Origin of the sequence: Coleofasciculus sp. E1-EBD-02, assembly GCF_040218245.1 — a bacterium.
In the GTDB taxonomy this organism is placed as follows: Bacteria; Cyanobacteriota; Cyanobacteriia; order Cyanobacteriales; family Coleofasciculaceae; genus Coleofasciculus.
Genome location: NZ_JAVJQN010000027.1, coordinates 26,834 through 42,360, shown reverse-complemented (window position 1 = coordinate 42,360; position 15,527 = coordinate 26,834). Strand labels below are relative to the sequence as shown.

Here is a 15,527-nt window from a genome sequence, read left to right as displayed (position 1 = left end):
CCGCGCATTCTCCCCAAAAATAATCCCATTGGGATTCAACAAAAATAAACTAGCGCCCCCATCTACCCCCAATGTTCCCAAAATATCGGAGACATCACTCCCCGTCACCCGACTGAAAATTGTTTCAATCCCCACCGGATTGGCGAAATAAACCCGCAATCCCTCGCCAACATTAAACTCAGAGAAACTGTGAAACAACGCCGCGCCCCGTGTCGCCCCGCCTTCAATTAAATCCGCCGGAAGTCCCTGGATATCCACATTTGGCGTAACCACGGAATTTTCAGTTCCTAGAGTAGTATCCGGTGTAATCTGAGCCACAGCATCAGCACCGCAGCCAGTGAGAACCCCACCGATACCGAAAACCCCTGCTAATATGCATCCCCAACGTTTCCCGATTTGAGTCATCACCAATTTGACCCCAAACGATACTTTTTTAGTATATCTCTCTCAGGAGTGGGAACTTATGCATGTTGGGAAAATTTCCATCCAGGTTATGAATAAACGTTACAACTCTGAAAAAAGTGCATAAGGGTCAATCTCTCAGAGACAGATGACAGTGAACAGTTCAATCGTGACTCTTTCATTCCGGTGTAACTATGACTTTCACTTTGTCTAGCTTCAAGTCTCTAACTCTTCTGTCCGTTGTAAGTTTACTCACTCCTTTAGTTAGCGTTGCACCCGCTAAAGCCGTAAATTTAAACAATACCTCAATTCAGACACAAGTCCAGCCCCTCTACACGACAGCAGGTAATCCCGATGACTATCTTGTGTCTCCCGGAACTGGCTATGATGGCGTCGCTCAACTTTCTTTAGGGGGTTTTTGGGGAACTTCTTGCACAGGTGGATTATTAGGAACAGGCGCTCATATTCTCACGGCTGCTCATTGTCTCACTGATGATTTTGGGAATTTAGATATCTGGGATGGCACAGCCACGTTTGAGTTATCTACAGGTGATGTCAACCTCTCCATTGCTGATATCTTTGTTCATGATGACTGGACAGGTGATTTATTTAATGGCTATGATCTTGCCATTTTAGAGTTAACTGATGTTGCCCCAGATACAGTCGATCGCTATGACATTTATCGAAATGACGATGAAGTCGGTAAAACTGGCGAAAAAGTAGGTTATGGTAGGTCTGGAAATGGTAACGTTGGTGATGTATTTTGGGATGGTTTAAAGCGTTCCGGTCAGAATCGTTATGACGCTTCCGGAGATTTGTTTGATCAACATTATCTCATTTCAGATGACGTCACTGATGCCTTATTAGCTTACGACTTTGACAACGGACTGGCAGCGAATGATGCGTTTGGCTATTGGTTTGGCGATGATTATGCTGACTTGGGTTTGGGATTAAATGAAGTTAATTCAGCACCTGGAGATTCTGGAGGACCAACCTTCATTGATGGCGCGATCGCGGGGGTTACGTCCTTTGGTTTACAAGTTTCTTACTGGAATGGTATTTCCTCTGATATTGACTATGCCCTAAATTCTTCCTTTGGCGAGTTTTCCTTTGATACCCGTGTGTCATCTTACACGAATTGGATCGACGATATTCTAACCAGTTGGCAGCCTCCAACGCCTCCTGTTGTGGACAATCCGGCGGATGACATTGATGAAAACTTACCTACTGATGATGTCATTGCTGATGATCCAATCGACAATACTCCAGATGACGACATTGCTGATGATCCAATCGACAATACTCCAGATGACGACATTGCCGATGATCCAATTGACAATAATCCGGGTGACGAGATTCCTGATAACCCCGATGATAGTATTAGTGATAACATTCCTAGCCCAAGTGATCCAGTGTCCGTATCCGAACCTAGAAGTTTAGCTGGACTGATGGCATTGGCTACAGGATTATGGCTAACCAAAAAGAAAAAGGTGAGCCGTTGAGCAGTCGGTTGAGGACAGACATTAAGACAAGCTAAGATTGAACAGTTTCTAGGGGACGCGATCGCAAAATCTGACTGTTTGGCATAAGCTGTAGAGTATCGACACGAATAGATGACTGGCTCGGCTTCAGGGGAATCATCTCCTGATGGCAAACGGTGCAGAACCAATAAATACCTTGTCGTCTTACGTGGCGTAAGAGGGGATGACCACAACACAGACAAGTTTTGATTCCCATAATTGCCTATCTCCTGATTTCATAAATAAACAGTTGCTAACCACAGAGCCGCGAAGCGCTATAAGACAAGTCATCAGTCAGTAGAGACGTTCCGGCGGAACCTCTGTCCAAAGTCATAACCGGGAAGTATAAGTAGCGAATGTTACTGAAGGATAGTTCAGTCAATGATTATGTTTTGACAGCTAGACTGATCAGCTAGAATGAATGGTATAGCAATTCCCTAGCCTCATAAAGTATCTTTTGATATAAAATCAGCCTAAAATCCAGAAATTTAACAAATAGTTTTGGTAACCATCAATACAAAATAGAAGTTGGGTAGGAAGCGGCGCTAGTAGAAGTCTCCAACAGGTGATCCTTCATCTATCCCAAGACAGAAGACGGGGAGAACAGTAATTCGGTAATGCTCTAGGACAGAAGGGGTAGAAGGAAAAAGTATCCCAGCTAAAAAGGGGATTACATCAATTTTTGGTTAGGAGAGATTATACCGAGCAGTTTACGAGCGCGATCGCACCTGAGGTGGAAAAGACTGCACCAAAGTCTTCGCGCCAAGGCATAACAGATTTTTACACAGACGTTCCGGATCGCGGTCTGGTGCGGTTAAGCTGACGGATAGAGCGAAAGCAAACCCCAACGTCTGATACCTTGGCATCGCCAATTTTAGAGACTAGAGTAGCAGGGGGAACGATAGTAAATCGTGTCATCAGTAACAACCGGTCTATGAATAACCAAGTTTTTGAACCCAATAGCGATCAACCCATCCAGTCGAATGTCTGCCTCCCGGAAATTCAAGTAGAAGACGATCGCACCGGGATGACGGTGGAGACGCTAAAACGTGCCTTCGCCGATAACTTGTACTATATCCAGGGCAAGAACGAGTTCTTAGCTACCCCCTATGATTACTACATGGCTCTGGCTTACACAGTACGCGATCGCTTGCTGCATCGGTGGATTAATACCGCGACAACCTACCTGCAAAAAGAGGTCAAGTCCGTTTATTATCTCTCAGCAGAGTTTTTAATGGGTCGTCAGTTAAGCAATAACTTGCTCAACCTGAATATGTACGATCGAGTTTGTCAAGCCTTAGAAGAATCCGGATTAAAGCTGGATGACTTAATGGCACTCGAACCCGAACCCGGATTGGGAAATGGCGGGTTAGGACGTTTAGCCGCCTGTTTTTTGGATTCCCTCGCCACCTTAGAAATTCCTGCCGTTGGCTATGGAATTCGCTATGAATTTGGCATCTTCGATCAGCGCATTGAAGAAGGCGCTCAAGTCGAACATCCGGATAAATGGCTGCGTTTCGGCAACCCTTGGGAAATCCGTCGTCCCGAATTAACCGTTGTCGTCAAGTTTGGCGGACATACCGAAGGGTATCATGATGAGAAAGGTCAGTATCGGGTGCGTTGGGTTCCCGATCGCAAAGTCTTAGGAACCCCCTACGATACACCTGTACCGGGATACCATAACAACACCGTCAATAGTCTACGTCTGTGGCGAGCCGGTGCCTCTGAAGAGTTCAACTTCCAAGTGTTTGACAGTGGAGACTATTCGGGCGCGGTGACAGACAAAATATTCTCCGAGAATATCTCAAAAGTCCTGTATCCCAACGATAATACCTCTCAAGGTCAACAACTACGCCTAGAACAGCAGTATTTCTTTGTGAGCTGTTCACTCCAAGACATCATCAACACCTACCGCCGCACACACCGGAACTTTGACCAGTTCCACGAAAAAATCGCCATCCAACTCAACGACACCCATCCCTCAATTGGGATTGCCGAATTAATGCGGCTGTTGGTGGATAAATATCAATTGGGATGGAACCGAGCCTGGTACATCACCAAGCACACCTTTGGCTATACCAACCATACCCTTCTCGCCGAAGCCCTAGAGCGTTGGCCCGTCAGCTTATTCGAGCGTTTACTGCCGCGACATCTGGAAATTATCTACGAAATTAACCATCGCTTCCTGGAACAGGTCAAAGTGAAATATCCCGGTGATGGGGAGCGATTGCAACGCATGTCCCTGATTGAGGAAGGTGGCGAAAAATTTGTCCGCATGGCACACCTAGCGTGTATCGGTAGCCATAGCATTAACGGCGTAGCCGCACTTCATACGGAATTGCTCAAGCAGCGAGTGCTGCACGATTTCTATGAAATGTTCCCCGAACGATTCAACAACAAAACTAATGGCATTACCCCACGTCGCTGGCTATTGCTGAGTAATCCCCAACTTTCTGACTTGATTACGGAAAAAATTGGTGATAGTTGGGTGACTCACCTGCAAGACTTGCAAAAACTGGAAGCCTTTGCCGATGATCCGGAATTTCGTCAACGGTTTGCCACGATTAAGCAGCAGCACAAGCAAGAGTTGGTAGACTATATTCTGCTGTTTAATGACGTAGAAGTCGATCCCAATTCCTTGTTTGATGTCCAGGTGAAGCGATTACATGAATACAAGCGTCAGTTACTCGATGTCTTGTATATCATTACCCTCTACAACCGGATCAAGCGCAATCCAGGCATCGAAATTCTGCCCCGAACCTTCATTTTTGCAGGCAAGGCGGCGCCCGGTTACTATATGGCGAAGTTGGTGATCCGATTGATCAATGCTGTGGCTAAAGTGGTCAACAACGACCCTGATGTCGCGGGTCGGATTAAAGTGGTATTTATGGAAGGATTTTCGGTCTCCTTGGGTCAGAAAATTTATCCGGCGGCAAATCTTTCCGAGCAAATTTCCATGGCAGGTAAGGAAGCTTCCGGCACAGGCAATATGAAGTTTGCCCTAAATGGAGCGCTAACCATTGGCACCCTAGATGGAGCAAATATTGAGATTCGGGAAGCTGTGGGGGCTGATAATTTCTTCTTATTTGGTTTAACCGCACAAGAGGTCTATGACTTAAAATCCCGGGGCTACAACCCGATGGATTACTACCATAGCAATGCCCAATTAAAAGAAGTGATTGATCGCATGGCTTCGGGTGACTTCTGTCCTGAACAGCCAGACTTGTTCAAGCCAATTGTGGATTCACTCCTCTACAAAGACGAGTACCTGTTGTTTGCTGATTATCAATCGTATATCGATTGCCAAGATCGTGTCAGTCACGCCTATCGTGACCAAGAGAATTGGATTCGCATGTCCATTCTGAATACAGCTCGCACCGGCAAGTTTTCCTCAGACCGCACAATCCGAGAATATTGTCAAGATATCTGGAAGGTTGAACCAGTCACGATTGACATTGAGGAATACGTACAAGCGGAAGCCGGGTTGAAGGTGACGAAGCCACCCCTTCATATTTAAGTCAAGTTGTGATTAATTGAGGTGCATCACGTTAATCATCAAAGGAGTCAGACCCAATTATGTTGCCAATACACTTGAGGTCTGGCTCCTGATTTATACTGAAGTAGTAAACTATCGCGCATTTAAATTCGGAATGGGTAGCGAGCAGGATGATCGCATGACAAAGATTTCACTGTTGTCGATAATAAGGTTTCAAGTCCGAACAGCTTAGAAACGAAACTAATCCTAGAAAAACAGAAGAAAACAAATGCAACCAATTACCCTGAAATCCCACATCGGTTCAGATGGACTCTTACAACTACAGCTGCCTGATGAACTCAAAAACCAGGATGTAACCGTAATTATTCAAATCCAAAAAACAGAATGGCTCTCTATCCTACAAAATACAGCAGGGAGCATTCCTGATTTGAAGCGACCCTCCCAAGGTGAATATGAGGTGCGTGAGTTCCTATGATTTATCTTCTCGATACTAATGCTTGTATTCATCACCTGAAATTTGCTGATTCACCCGTTACTCGCAAACTAACTACTCACCTGCGGGAGACGGCTGTTTGCTCAGTCACAAAAGCGGAATTATTTTACGGGGCAATGCGAAGCAATAACCCGACACAAGCTATCAGACAGCAACAAGCATTTCTCCAATTATTTGTTTCTTTCCCTTTCAATGATGAAGCTGCTCAAATTTCTGGACGTATTCGTGCTCAATTGTCATCCCAAGGAACTCCTATCGGTCCTTATGATTTGCAAATTGCTGCAATTGCCTTAGCTCACCATCTGACATTGATTACTCATAATATTCGAGAGTTCAATCGGGTACAGGATTTAAAAATTGAAGATTGGCAAAGCAACGAATAATTATAACCATCACTTTTGTTCTTTTTCTGACAAAGTATCTAGTCTCTTGAAAAGTTAGGGTTTACAAAATATCCTTACGCTTCTGTAACCAAAGCGCGATCGCCAGATAAACAACGGTATGTACACAAAGGATACCCCAGTTAAGTCGCAGGTTGTCCCAGGTTGGATCATAAACGGGCGTCGGTTTAAAGGGAAGGGGAAGCGGTTCAATTCCAGGTAGAGGTGTTTGTTCCGGTATCATGGCGTTGACATCTACTAAAGTACCATAGGCGCCCACTGACCAACGACTGATGGTTAACCACGATAGTTTACTGGCAAAACCAGTCAGTTCAAAGAGAACGCCAGAAAAGATAATTTGGGGTAGAAAGAGTAAGGATAAGCTATTATTTGCCTCGGTTTCATTGGTAACGAAGGCGGACACCAAGAGTCCTAAACTCAAGGTAGCCATTAGCGTTAAAAATGTAGTTAAGGATAAACCAATTGACCAGGGAATCAAGTCCGGATTAGGCGATTTGAACCCCACTAAAATAACTAGAACAATCAAAAGAGTTTGCAGAATCGCTAAAGCCGAACGGATCAGGAATTTTGACCCCAGATAGGGAAAAATGCCTAAATTCACCAATCGTTCTCTAGCATAAATACTGGATTCTTTGACAATTTCTTGGACTGAACTTAAGAGTCCGACTAAAATAGCGGCACAGGTAAAGATAAATAGGACTCGTAAGGCGAGAGGCGCTTGGGTTACGTCCAGGGTGTCGAGTTTAGCTAAAGGGGTTTTACCCTGTAAGGTGAGGACAATTAAGCCAATACCAATCGGGGCGGTGAATAAGGAGAGGGCGAGACTGAGGCGATCGCGAAGAATCAGTTTTAGGTAGCGTTGACTCAATAGCCAGAGTTGGTTCAGGGGAGAACTTCCGCTTCCTGAATGGGGTGCGGGTTGGGATGGCGTGACTTTTCCCGGACTTAGGGAGGCTTGAATGTAGGCTTGATAGGGGGCGGAATGATGCCAAAATTTATCTGTCCAATGCTTGACAGTTTGCTCATTTTCTGATTTTGTTTTGCCTTGGTCGAGTTTGATGTAGATATCGGCAAAATATTTAAAGTCAGCAGAGGGCATTTCAAAAAAGTCCATCGCCTCTTGCGGGGGACCAAAGTAGCACAGGTGTCCACCGCGACCCAGAAACGCGATGCGATCGCAGACTTCGATATTGGCGGTTGCATGGGTGACGAGGACGATGGTGCGTCCCTGATGGGCAAGTTCCCGTAAGAGTTGCATCATCTCTTTGTCCAATCCGGGGTCAAGTCCGGATGTGGGTTCATCCAGGAAAAAGAGTTTCGGATCAGCCAAGAGTTCCACGGCGATACTCACCCGTTTGCGTTGTCCCCCACTCAAATCCCGGACAAAACTATTGCGGACAAACTCTAGCTTAACTTGGTCAAGAGTGCGATCAATGATCGCGTTGACATTGGTATCCGGAGGTAATCGTAACCGACAGGAGTAGGTGAGGACTTCAGCAACCGTTAAATCGGGATGAACAATATCATCTTGGGGGACATAGCCAATTTGAGACCGATAGAGGTTAAAATTCTGTCGCAGGTTGTCGCCATTGAGAAAGACGCCACCTTCCTGGGTGGGTTCAATGCCTAAGAGGGTTTTTAATAGGGTGGATTTCCCCGTACCACTTCCGCCGACCAAGGCGACAAATTGTCCCGGTTCAATCGGGAGAGAGACGTGACTGAGGATGGTTTTGGTTCTCCCTTGTTTATCTTTAACCTGACGCACTAAGCGATGGGCGTCGAGGCGGATAAAATTGCCTCGATCTACTAATTCCAGGGTGTCTTGGCGTAGTAGCAGACTAAAGGGACCGATGCGGATGGTATCGCCATCCTGGAGGGGAACGGTAGTATTGATTGGTTTTTCGTTCAGGAAGGTGCCATTGGTGCTACGGTCTTCTAAGCGGTAGCCGCCTTGGGGGGAAGGAGTGATAACGGCGTGTAGGCGGGAGACGGTGGGGGCGTCGAGTTGGATGGCGGCGTAGCGTCCCGGAGTGGGTTCGCGTCCCAATTCCACGGGCCACTCGCGCAAGCCTTGAAGGGATAGGCGCTGTTTACTGGGTTGGACGGTGAGTTGGCTGCGATTGGGATTGGTATAGGTGAGGAGGATATAGTTGCAGGGATCTTGACCAATTTCCAGTTGTACACCGCTTTGGAGGAGATAGCCTTGGCTGGTGTTGATCCGGGTTTTGTTGATAAAAATACCATTGGTACTGGGACGTTGACCATCGCCATCGAAAATGCGATAGTCCTCACCCTCTTTGCGTAAGATGGCGTGGCGGTTGGAGATAACGCCCCAACTGGGAGGGATGGGGAGGTTAGAGAACGTGCGATCGCGTCCCAGGGTATGGGTGTCTTGGTTGAGATAAAAGCGCTGGATTTGACCTTGATTGTTGAGTTCAAGGTAGGGGTGAGTGCCGACAACAGTAGTGTAACCAGAGGTGTTGCTTCTTCCCATAACATCATGATAACGGGTTGCGTTACCCGCTCAAGATTTGGATTACGCAAAGGCTCTATCTGTAGGGTGTGTTAGCGAAGCGTAACGCACCTTAACCAGTCTGATAGCAGGGCACGATACCATCGTGCCCCTACCAATATTTAGATGTCTAAGAAAGTGCGATCGCGCTTTCAACACCTCCATTAATTCCCTAGGGACATCGCAGCTACCCTAGTGATAGGCTAGTCATGGCAGACAGGCGTTTGCAGTAAAGAGGTGATTTCATGCCATAAATCAGTCGTTTTTTCGGAATCATCGTTACCATGTATTATAACGATCACCTCCCCCCACATTTTCATGTCCGCTACAACCAACAAAAAGCCCTTGTCAGTATTAATACGCTGGAAATTATAGCCGAAAAGCTAACCTCAAGAGCAACTAAACTTGTGACTGAATGGGCAAGTCTACATCAAACCGAACTCATGGAGAACTGGGAACTCGCCCAAACTAATCAACCTTTAAACAAAATCATTCCTTTAGAGTAAGCGATGCTAAAAGATATTGTCGATGTTCAACCTTTAGAAGAATATCAACTCCATCTACGATTCGATGATGGCGTTGAGGGCATAGTTGATATTAGTCAACTAATCGAATTTACGGGTATATTTACTCCCTTAAAAAATCCAGACTATTTTGCTAAAGTCCGAGTCAATCATGATTTAGGAACGATTCAATGGGAGAATGAAGCCGATCTCGATCCCGTTGTCCTTTACGCAAGGATTACAGGTCAAGAAACCAGTCATTTCTTTAATACAACAGCCAACGCTGTCAAGGTTCAGGGAGTAGTGATGCAAATTCAGCCTCCAAACGCGACCGAATTAAGAGGACAAATCACACTTTTTGGAGCTGTCAACAATCAAGTCTGTAAAGTTCAGACCGAATTAAGCGGACGTGATTATATTTTGGCGATTAAAGCGTATCAAGAACGCATTCCTATATTCTGTACAGGTAATTTAATAAAAGTGAATGATGTTTGTATTCTCCAAGATTCTTGTAACTTCACCCTAGATGCAACATGGAAAAACTCAAGCAAATAACAGGGTATAATGGAAGCGTGTCCCTAAAAAACGAAAGCTGAGTAAAAGACGCAGAAAAACTTGTGGAGACTGTGACATGACCAGGGTTTACCTCGATACAAGTGTTTACAATCGCCCTTTTGATGACCAAACACAACCCAAAATATTTTTAGAGACACAAGCTGTTACTCTCATTTTGCAAATGGCGGCAGCCCAATTAATAAACCCAATAATAAAGACAAGTATGTCGGTGTAATAAAAGGGCGCACGTCTGTGCGCCCCTACAGTTTAATCCTAATTCATAAAAATGGGTATATCCGCCAGTCATCAGTAGGGTGGGTTAGGCGGGAATTTAATCAGCACGAATGACCTTTTAATGAACTATCCAACCTAACCCACCAACAAGTTATACTAAGTTCCCTTGAGGTCATGATCAAGCAGATTATGATGTGATTAGCTTCATTTAAGGATTAGTCATGTCGCGATCGCGAATAATTTCGCCCCCAGTATATCGAACGGGTCAAGCGAGTGGTTAAGCGTAATAGTTTTTGGAGCCAGAGAGACTTAGCCGAACAGAGGGCTATGATCGAGACTGAAAACGACATCAGGGATTTCCTTACCGTAGAAGATAGGATATGACGAACGCTGGCAGGGAACCTATTATCCGTACTGAACGGGGATTAACGATCGCGGGTACCCGGATCACTCTCTATGACGTGATCGATTATCTCAAAGCCGACTATCCACACACTGAGCGAGGATGATTTAATCTCCAGGAAAGAGAACAAAACTTTGTCTGATATCCTAGAAAGCCTCTCAGGTATGGAAAAAGAGAACTATTATCAGAGACTGACCCAAGGGATTGTATGTATATCTAAGCTAATCGATCAGATTCAGGTACAGATAATAAATAGAAAAGACGAAGACGCTTATCTAACATTTCTTTCGCCTGAAGAAATTATCTATAATACAGAATCTTATCAACATCACTTTAGTCTACCTAGTAGCAGTTATAAGGAAAAACAAATACTTTTAGATGACATCCGACACGATTATCTCCATACTAAAATTGACAAAAACATTTCTAAGTTTTTTATACCCGGTTATTTTTACTTTCTCAGAAGATCTATTCTCTTGTTTAGTGATGATCAAAGTGCAAACAAATACAAATATAAATTTTTGGATGTATCGCCTTACGGTAATAATATTGAGAATGAAGACTTTCTTGTTTTAAAGTCTAGTAGTAATGAGAATGATAACATTCTACTAAAAATAGATAATTTTGATATTAAATCTAGAAGCTTTTTATTAAATTTTTCTAACGGTTGCGAGAATATTCATGGGGAAAATCATGACATGAATGCAATCGATAATGATAATAGCATAATAGAAAAAAAACCTCATAGTACACCAAAAGACGTACTAAAAGACGTAATAGAAAAAAAATCTCCAATCGTATATTATCAGAATATAAATCCTGGCAAATATTATTTTGAAATGTTAGGAAAATTCTTTTATCAAGCCTTTTTAGCTGGAATTGGAAATGAAGACAATCTTCAACCAGTTTTTTCTAATATTCTTGATTCTATTTTGTCCTCTATCACTCAGGATAAATGTCAAGAAATTGAGTTTAAATTACCAAAATTAACACAAAAAAAGAAAAAACAAAAGGATCTAGTTGATTTAATTGGTCGTTTACTAAAACTATATATTTTGTTATCTAAATCACCATTAAAAAATTCTTTTTACAATGATTTTGAAGCAAGAAAACACGATGAAAGTCTAAATGACGATAAATCAATTTTTAATACGTTAAATTCTGAAATTGATGAATTGAAGACTGCAATTGCCGAATTTATTTCTTCTAAACAGCACAGAATCACGGTTAAAAAACAGGATATAGACCTTGTCGATCCTTCAATGGAGAATGAGGAGGTAAAAAAAAGATTAAACTTGACAAATCCAGATTATTTGCAAGAGTTAGGTGAACTCTGTCGAGATCTATTTAATACAATTGATATTAATGAAATTTACAGAGAATCCATTATACACAACCCTAAAATCACAAAATTATGGAAGGCTCCTATAGCAGAATTGTCACATCGTAAATTGTGCAATTGGTAGAGGTTCCTATAGGTTGAGCTTGAGAACGACTATGTTAATAATACACTAATGGGTTGTCAAGGCAAAAATGAGAAACTCAAATAGCCTCAATCCATCGGCGTTTCGAGAAAGTAAACCACTCAAAGCTAAATGGAAAGCCCACTAGGACATCTTTACCAATTGAGTGCCACACTTAAAACAGAACTTAGAATTACTGGGATTCTTTGTCCCACAATTCGTACAGAAAACATGGGCTTGCGGCGTTACACGCTTCGCCTCAATATGAGTTGGCGCATTCCCCCCATCACTCCGAGGCTGCTGCACAACCCCTGGCGACACAGACTGACTCTCTACCTTTAACTTATACCGCTCAATCACATCCAACAAAATCCGCGCCTCTCGCTTATAATCTGGACTATCCTTTCCCCCCTGCTTATCCAACTCCAACGCCCGTTGTTCCAAATACCGCGTCAATTGCCCAAAAATGGCTTGCTTTTGTGTAGGCGTTTCCGCTGCATTCAGCTTCTGCATCACTTGACGCTGAATCTCCTCCCTGTCTGGGCGACAAGCTAACACCTCCAACACCTGAGACGCTTCTTCCCAACTTGAGGCAATATCTACCGATTCTGCACCAATTGCCGTTTGCCGAGTATAGCGAATCACAGTTTCCTTTGTCGTGCGATTTTCCTCTTGACGTAATACCCCCAGCGCCCGGGCTTGAACCACTAAACTAAAAATAGCCGGATCTTCAGGAAACACATCCCAAAACGGCGGTTCTTTTTGCAGATGCACCGGAATGGGTAAATCGCGACTTTCTCCCCGTAACTGCGCCCGTTTCGCCACAATACTTTCCCCTTTCCAATCTTGATAGGATTGGCGTAATTCTTTCATCCCATCAATACAACGCAGGGAAAATCCGCCTGTTTCCTGGACAAATACCAGGCGATGTCGTTCTAAATCGCCCAAGGCTTTCCCCGTTAATACGGAACGCGAAAGCAGAATTAACGGCTTCGACTTGTTATAAGCAATGCGTAAATTATTCACAATCTCCGCATCATCATTAAACAGCTTAAACAGGCGATCGCACGCTGCCAAGTCTTGCTGCAATTTACTACTCTGCGGCGCTTTCGCCACTACTCCCTGACTGCGGTCAACAATAATCTGCCGCAAATCCTCATCTTGCACATCCGGGATTGCGGTAATATCAAATAACCGCATCACCTCATCTGCCATCCGGGTTTCTTTCCACAAGGGGCTGGCTAAATTTAGGACTTCTTCAGATAAGGTACTACACACCCCATTCATGCCCATCTCATAAGCCGTTTGACTCCCCTCAGACGCCCCTGCCAACTGCTCAATTAAATCCTGATATAATCCATTCAGTTCCTGTCGGTCATACAGTTTAATCCCATTAATCACTAAAGCATCGGCACTATCCGCCTGCCGATTCGCTTGTTCCTGAAACAAATCCCTTGCCTGAATCAGCTTTTGTGTCCATCGGTTGAATCGCCGCTCTAATACCGTTAAATGCTCTTGTAACCGACTAATTACCTCCAATCCGAGACCCCGTGCCTTCCGTTGAATCGTTGCCGTTAAACAGCCTTCTAACCCGATCAGCGCTGATTCACAATACTCCTCCATTTTGGCTTGTTTGGTGACACCAAATTTATCCTTAAATTCAGTAATATCTTGCAGCGCCGCTTCATATTGTCGCTGGCGTTCCGATTCCTTCGGAGACCAAATCTTATCCTGTTCCCGGCGAAACTTGTCACTGGCATCCTCAAAAACCTGTCGCACCGTCGCTAAAAAAGCATCGGCAAATTTAGGTCCTTGACGGCGGTTCTCTAGAATCTGATAAAACTCATCTTCTAAGGCTTTCCGCCCCCGTTTAATCAGTTGATCTCGGTTATCGTACATCTTTTTCAGGAAGTCCCCATGTAACCGTTAATCGGGACTAATTTCGCGAAAATGATCGGTGCGATAGTTATCAACCTTTGGCTTGAGATACCCTGAGACAAATTGCAGGATTTTACCCTTTTCTGACGCCAACATCTTCACCCCTTGCTGGGTACATTGCAGCCAGTTATCGGTGGCAATTTCATTCCGAATTTCATTTACCCATTCAGAAATTACCGCTAAATAAGACCGATCTGCCGCCGCCGATAAATCAGCAATCAGTTCCACCTCAGTTAACCGCATCCGCTTCAGGATATCCCCTCGCGCCAATTCCAATAATTGCGGCGGTAATTGCACCGACTCATTCAACCACCACCCGATTAAATCTTTGGCTAAACGATTAGATAAGGATGTTCTAATTTGAGCGATAGGAATTTCTATCGTAGACAAACCAAAACTCATAAAATTCTTGGGATACCCTCGTCCCCCCGGATCAGCCTGCGCCCAAGCCCCCTTAATATTGTCACGAATGGAGCGTTTATGGGGGGCAAAATCTGAGGTTAAATCCAGGAAAATGTTCTGAGCGATCATTTCCCGCAGTTGATCCAATTTAAAGTCACTTTCGCCGTTTTTAGTACCGACTAAATAGGTAAAATCAAAGGGAGGGCGTTTGCTGCGGGCCTCATCGGTTAAACTGTTACTAAACTGGGCAACATATTCGGTGCGGTAGTCGGAGAAATAGCTCAATTCCATTAAAGCCGCATAGCCATTTGCCAAAACGAGATCGCCCACACTAATTCCCACAAATGCATTCGGCATCGGGACAATGGCGGTAATGAGGGGACTGCCTTCTCCCTGTAACCACTTGCGAATACTATAGCCCATATCAATGAGCATTCCACTGCCCGTTCCGCCGGATAAAGACCCCGTGATGAAGACATTAATCGCATTGGTACTCACTTTAATGCCATAGCGATCTAACATAAAATTTTCCCGCCCTTTCACCCGTTGACAGGCGGCGAGAAATTTATCTCGAATCTCGTGATAGTTACACCATAAAGCAAATCGCCCACAAGCCCGAATTTGTCCCGCACCGGCTTCTAATGAGGTGATGTTGCGTTCTAATTCTCTAGGAAACCAACGATTAATCCAGGGATAGTTTTCCATGTTAGACACCATATCCCGGACTTGTTTACCACTGACACTTGCCCAGTGTTTTTCGTTATCTTTTAAAGGGGAACCGGCGGCGTCGGGGTTGTTGATTTTATAGTCTTTGTCGGTGTCGATAACCAGGAAGCTAAGGATGGGGAAGTTGGTTAAATTGCCGTAAGTTTCTGCAACTAAGCGTCGGACTCGGGAGACGATTTCGGCACCGGTGCCACCAATCCCAATGAGGATGGTGGGAACCATGCTTTTTTCTTCGACTTGAGTTGCCATGGTAGTTTCTTGGGTGAATGAACGAGAATTGGTAGGGGTTGTAGCTTTTTGTCTGAAGCCTTATGTGTCGAGTCTATAGGTAGGCATATTTTCCCATGATGAAAAGTATACCATAGAAAAACACTGATTTCACGGATTTACAGCAATCATTGAGGTGGGGCTTGGGGATGTTAGTTGCACTGATTTCACAGATTGATAGAGGTGTGAGACTCTAATGAAAAGAGGATTGG

The 15,527-nt window shown here is 44.3% G+C and carries 11 protein-coding genes and 3 pseudogenes; 9 read left to right on the top strand and 5 right to left on the bottom strand.

What is annotated here, in order from left to right; translation table 11 throughout:
* The coding region (locus RIC07_RS04850; RefSeq protein WP_446393525.1) for a two-partner secretion domain-containing protein at positions 1–405 on the bottom strand (405 nt) is incomplete at its 3' end.
* A gap of 191 nt (positions 406–596) precedes the next feature.
* Here RIC07_RS04850 and RIC07_RS04845 point away from each other — a divergent pair.
* A complete protein-coding gene (locus tag RIC07_RS04845) occupies positions 597–1,904 on the top strand; it encodes a trypsin-like serine protease (protein WP_446393523.1) in 1,308 nt (435 codons plus the stop codon).
* Positions 1,905–1,935: 31 nt separating this feature from the next.
* Here the strand turns inward: RIC07_RS04845 and RIC07_RS04840 are convergent, their stop codons facing one another.
* Positions 1,936–2,139: a hypothetical protein gene (locus RIC07_RS04840; RefSeq protein ID WP_446384332.1), complete on the bottom strand. Its 204-nt coding sequence runs from the start codon at positions 2,137–2,139 to the stop codon at positions 1,936–1,938.
* Positions 2,140–2,632: 493 nt separating this feature from the next.
* Entirely contained in the window at positions 2,633–2,788 is a 156-nt protein-coding gene (locus tag RIC07_RS04835; RefSeq protein ID WP_446393522.1) for a hypothetical protein, read from the bottom strand.
* Positions 2,789–2,856: 68 nt separating this feature from the next.
* Between RIC07_RS04835 and RIC07_RS04830 the strand changes: the two genes are divergently transcribed.
* The 3 genes from RIC07_RS04830 (at position 2,857) to RIC07_RS04820 (ending at position 6,294) form a co-directional block, all read left to right on the top strand.
* Positions 2,857–5,439 carry a glycogen/starch/alpha-glucan phosphorylase gene (locus RIC07_RS04830; RefSeq protein WP_446393521.1) on the top strand — a complete coding sequence of 861 codons (2,583 nt, stop codon included), beginning with the start codon at positions 2,857–2,859 and terminating at the stop codon, positions 5,437–5,439.
* Between the two features lie 247 nt (positions 5,440–5,686).
* Positions 5,687–5,893 carry a hypothetical protein gene (locus RIC07_RS04825; RefSeq protein ID WP_446390463.1) on the top strand — a complete coding sequence of 69 codons (207 nt, stop codon included), beginning with the start codon at positions 5,687–5,689 and terminating at the stop codon, positions 5,891–5,893.
* Positions 5,890–6,294 (top strand): PIN domain-containing protein, encoded by a 405-nt coding sequence (locus RIC07_RS04820; RefSeq protein ID WP_446393520.1) that lies wholly within the window; start codon positions 5,890–5,892, stop codon positions 6,292–6,294. Before RIC07_RS04825 ends, RIC07_RS04820 begins: the two co-directional genes overlap by 4 nt.
* A gap of 61 nt (positions 6,295–6,355) precedes the next feature.
* Here RIC07_RS04820 and RIC07_RS04815 read toward each other — a convergent pair whose 3' ends face one another.
* Entirely contained in the window at positions 6,356–8,806 is a 2,451-nt protein-coding gene (locus tag RIC07_RS04815; RefSeq protein ID WP_446393519.1) for an ATP-binding cassette domain-containing protein, read from the bottom strand.
* A gap of 272 nt (positions 8,807–9,078) precedes the next feature.
* Between RIC07_RS04815 and RIC07_RS04810 the strand changes: the two genes are divergently transcribed.
* From RIC07_RS04810 to RIC07_RS04790, 5 genes and pseudogenes are all read left to right on the top strand, one after another.
* The gene (locus tag RIC07_RS04810; protein WP_446393524.1) at positions 9,079–9,330 is read left to right on the top strand and encodes a DUF4160 domain-containing protein; all 252 of its coding nucleotides are present in this window, start codon (positions 9,079–9,081) and stop codon (positions 9,328–9,330) included.
* A 3-nt stretch (positions 9,331–9,333) separates the two neighbouring features.
* Positions 9,334–9,882 (top strand): DUF2442 domain-containing protein, encoded by a 549-nt coding sequence (locus tag RIC07_RS04805; protein ID WP_446393518.1) that lies wholly within the window; start codon positions 9,334–9,336, stop codon positions 9,880–9,882.
* A gap of 76 nt (positions 9,883–9,958) precedes the next feature.
* Positions 9,959–10,084: pseudogene (locus RIC07_RS04800) on the top strand (PIN domain-containing protein); the annotation flags it as partial.
* A gap of 412 nt (positions 10,085–10,496) precedes the next feature.
* A pseudogene (locus tag RIC07_RS04795) lies at positions 10,497–10,607 on the top strand (DUF433 domain-containing protein); the annotation flags it as partial.
* Positions 10,608–10,653: 46 nt separating this feature from the next.
* Complete coding sequence (locus RIC07_RS04790) at positions 10,654–11,985, top strand: hypothetical protein (RefSeq protein WP_446393517.1); 1,332 nt, start codon at positions 10,654–10,656, stop codon at positions 11,983–11,985.
* Between the two features lie 141 nt (positions 11,986–12,126).
* Here the strand turns inward: RIC07_RS04790 and RIC07_RS04785 are convergent.
* Positions 12,127–15,297 (bottom strand): annotated as a pseudogene (locus tag RIC07_RS04785) (tubulin-like doman-containing protein).
* Positions 15,298–15,527: the final 230 nt, after the last annotated feature.

Excerpts from the sequence above, each read along its gene's own strand:
- RIC07_RS04835 (WP_446393522.1), bottom strand. The coding sequence starts at position 2,788 with ATGCCAAGGTATCAGACGTTGGGGTTTGCTTTCGCTCTATCCGTCAGC.
- RIC07_RS04830 (WP_446393521.1), top strand. The coding sequence starts at position 2,857 with ATGAATAACCAAGTTTTTGAACCCAATAGCGATCAACCCATCCAGTCG.
- RIC07_RS04845 (WP_446393523.1), top strand. The coding sequence starts at position 597 with ATGACTTTCACTTTGTCTAGCTTCAAGTCTCTAACTCTTCTGTCCGTT.
- RIC07_RS04840 (WP_446384332.1), bottom strand. The coding sequence starts at position 2,139 with ATGGGAATCAAAACTTGTCTGTGTTGTGGTCATCCCCTCTTACGCCAC.
- RIC07_RS04815 (WP_446393519.1), bottom strand. The coding sequence starts at position 8,806 with ATGGGAAGAAGCAACACCTCTGGTTACACTACTGTTGTCGGCACTCAC.
- RIC07_RS04825 (WP_446390463.1), top strand. The coding sequence starts at position 5,687 with ATGCAACCAATTACCCTGAAATCCCACATCGGTTCAGATGGACTCTTA.
- RIC07_RS04805 (WP_446393518.1), top strand. The coding sequence starts at position 9,334 with ATGCTAAAAGATATTGTCGATGTTCAACCTTTAGAAGAATATCAACTC.
- RIC07_RS04820 (WP_446393520.1), top strand. The coding sequence starts at position 5,890 with ATGATTTATCTTCTCGATACTAATGCTTGTATTCATCACCTGAAATTT.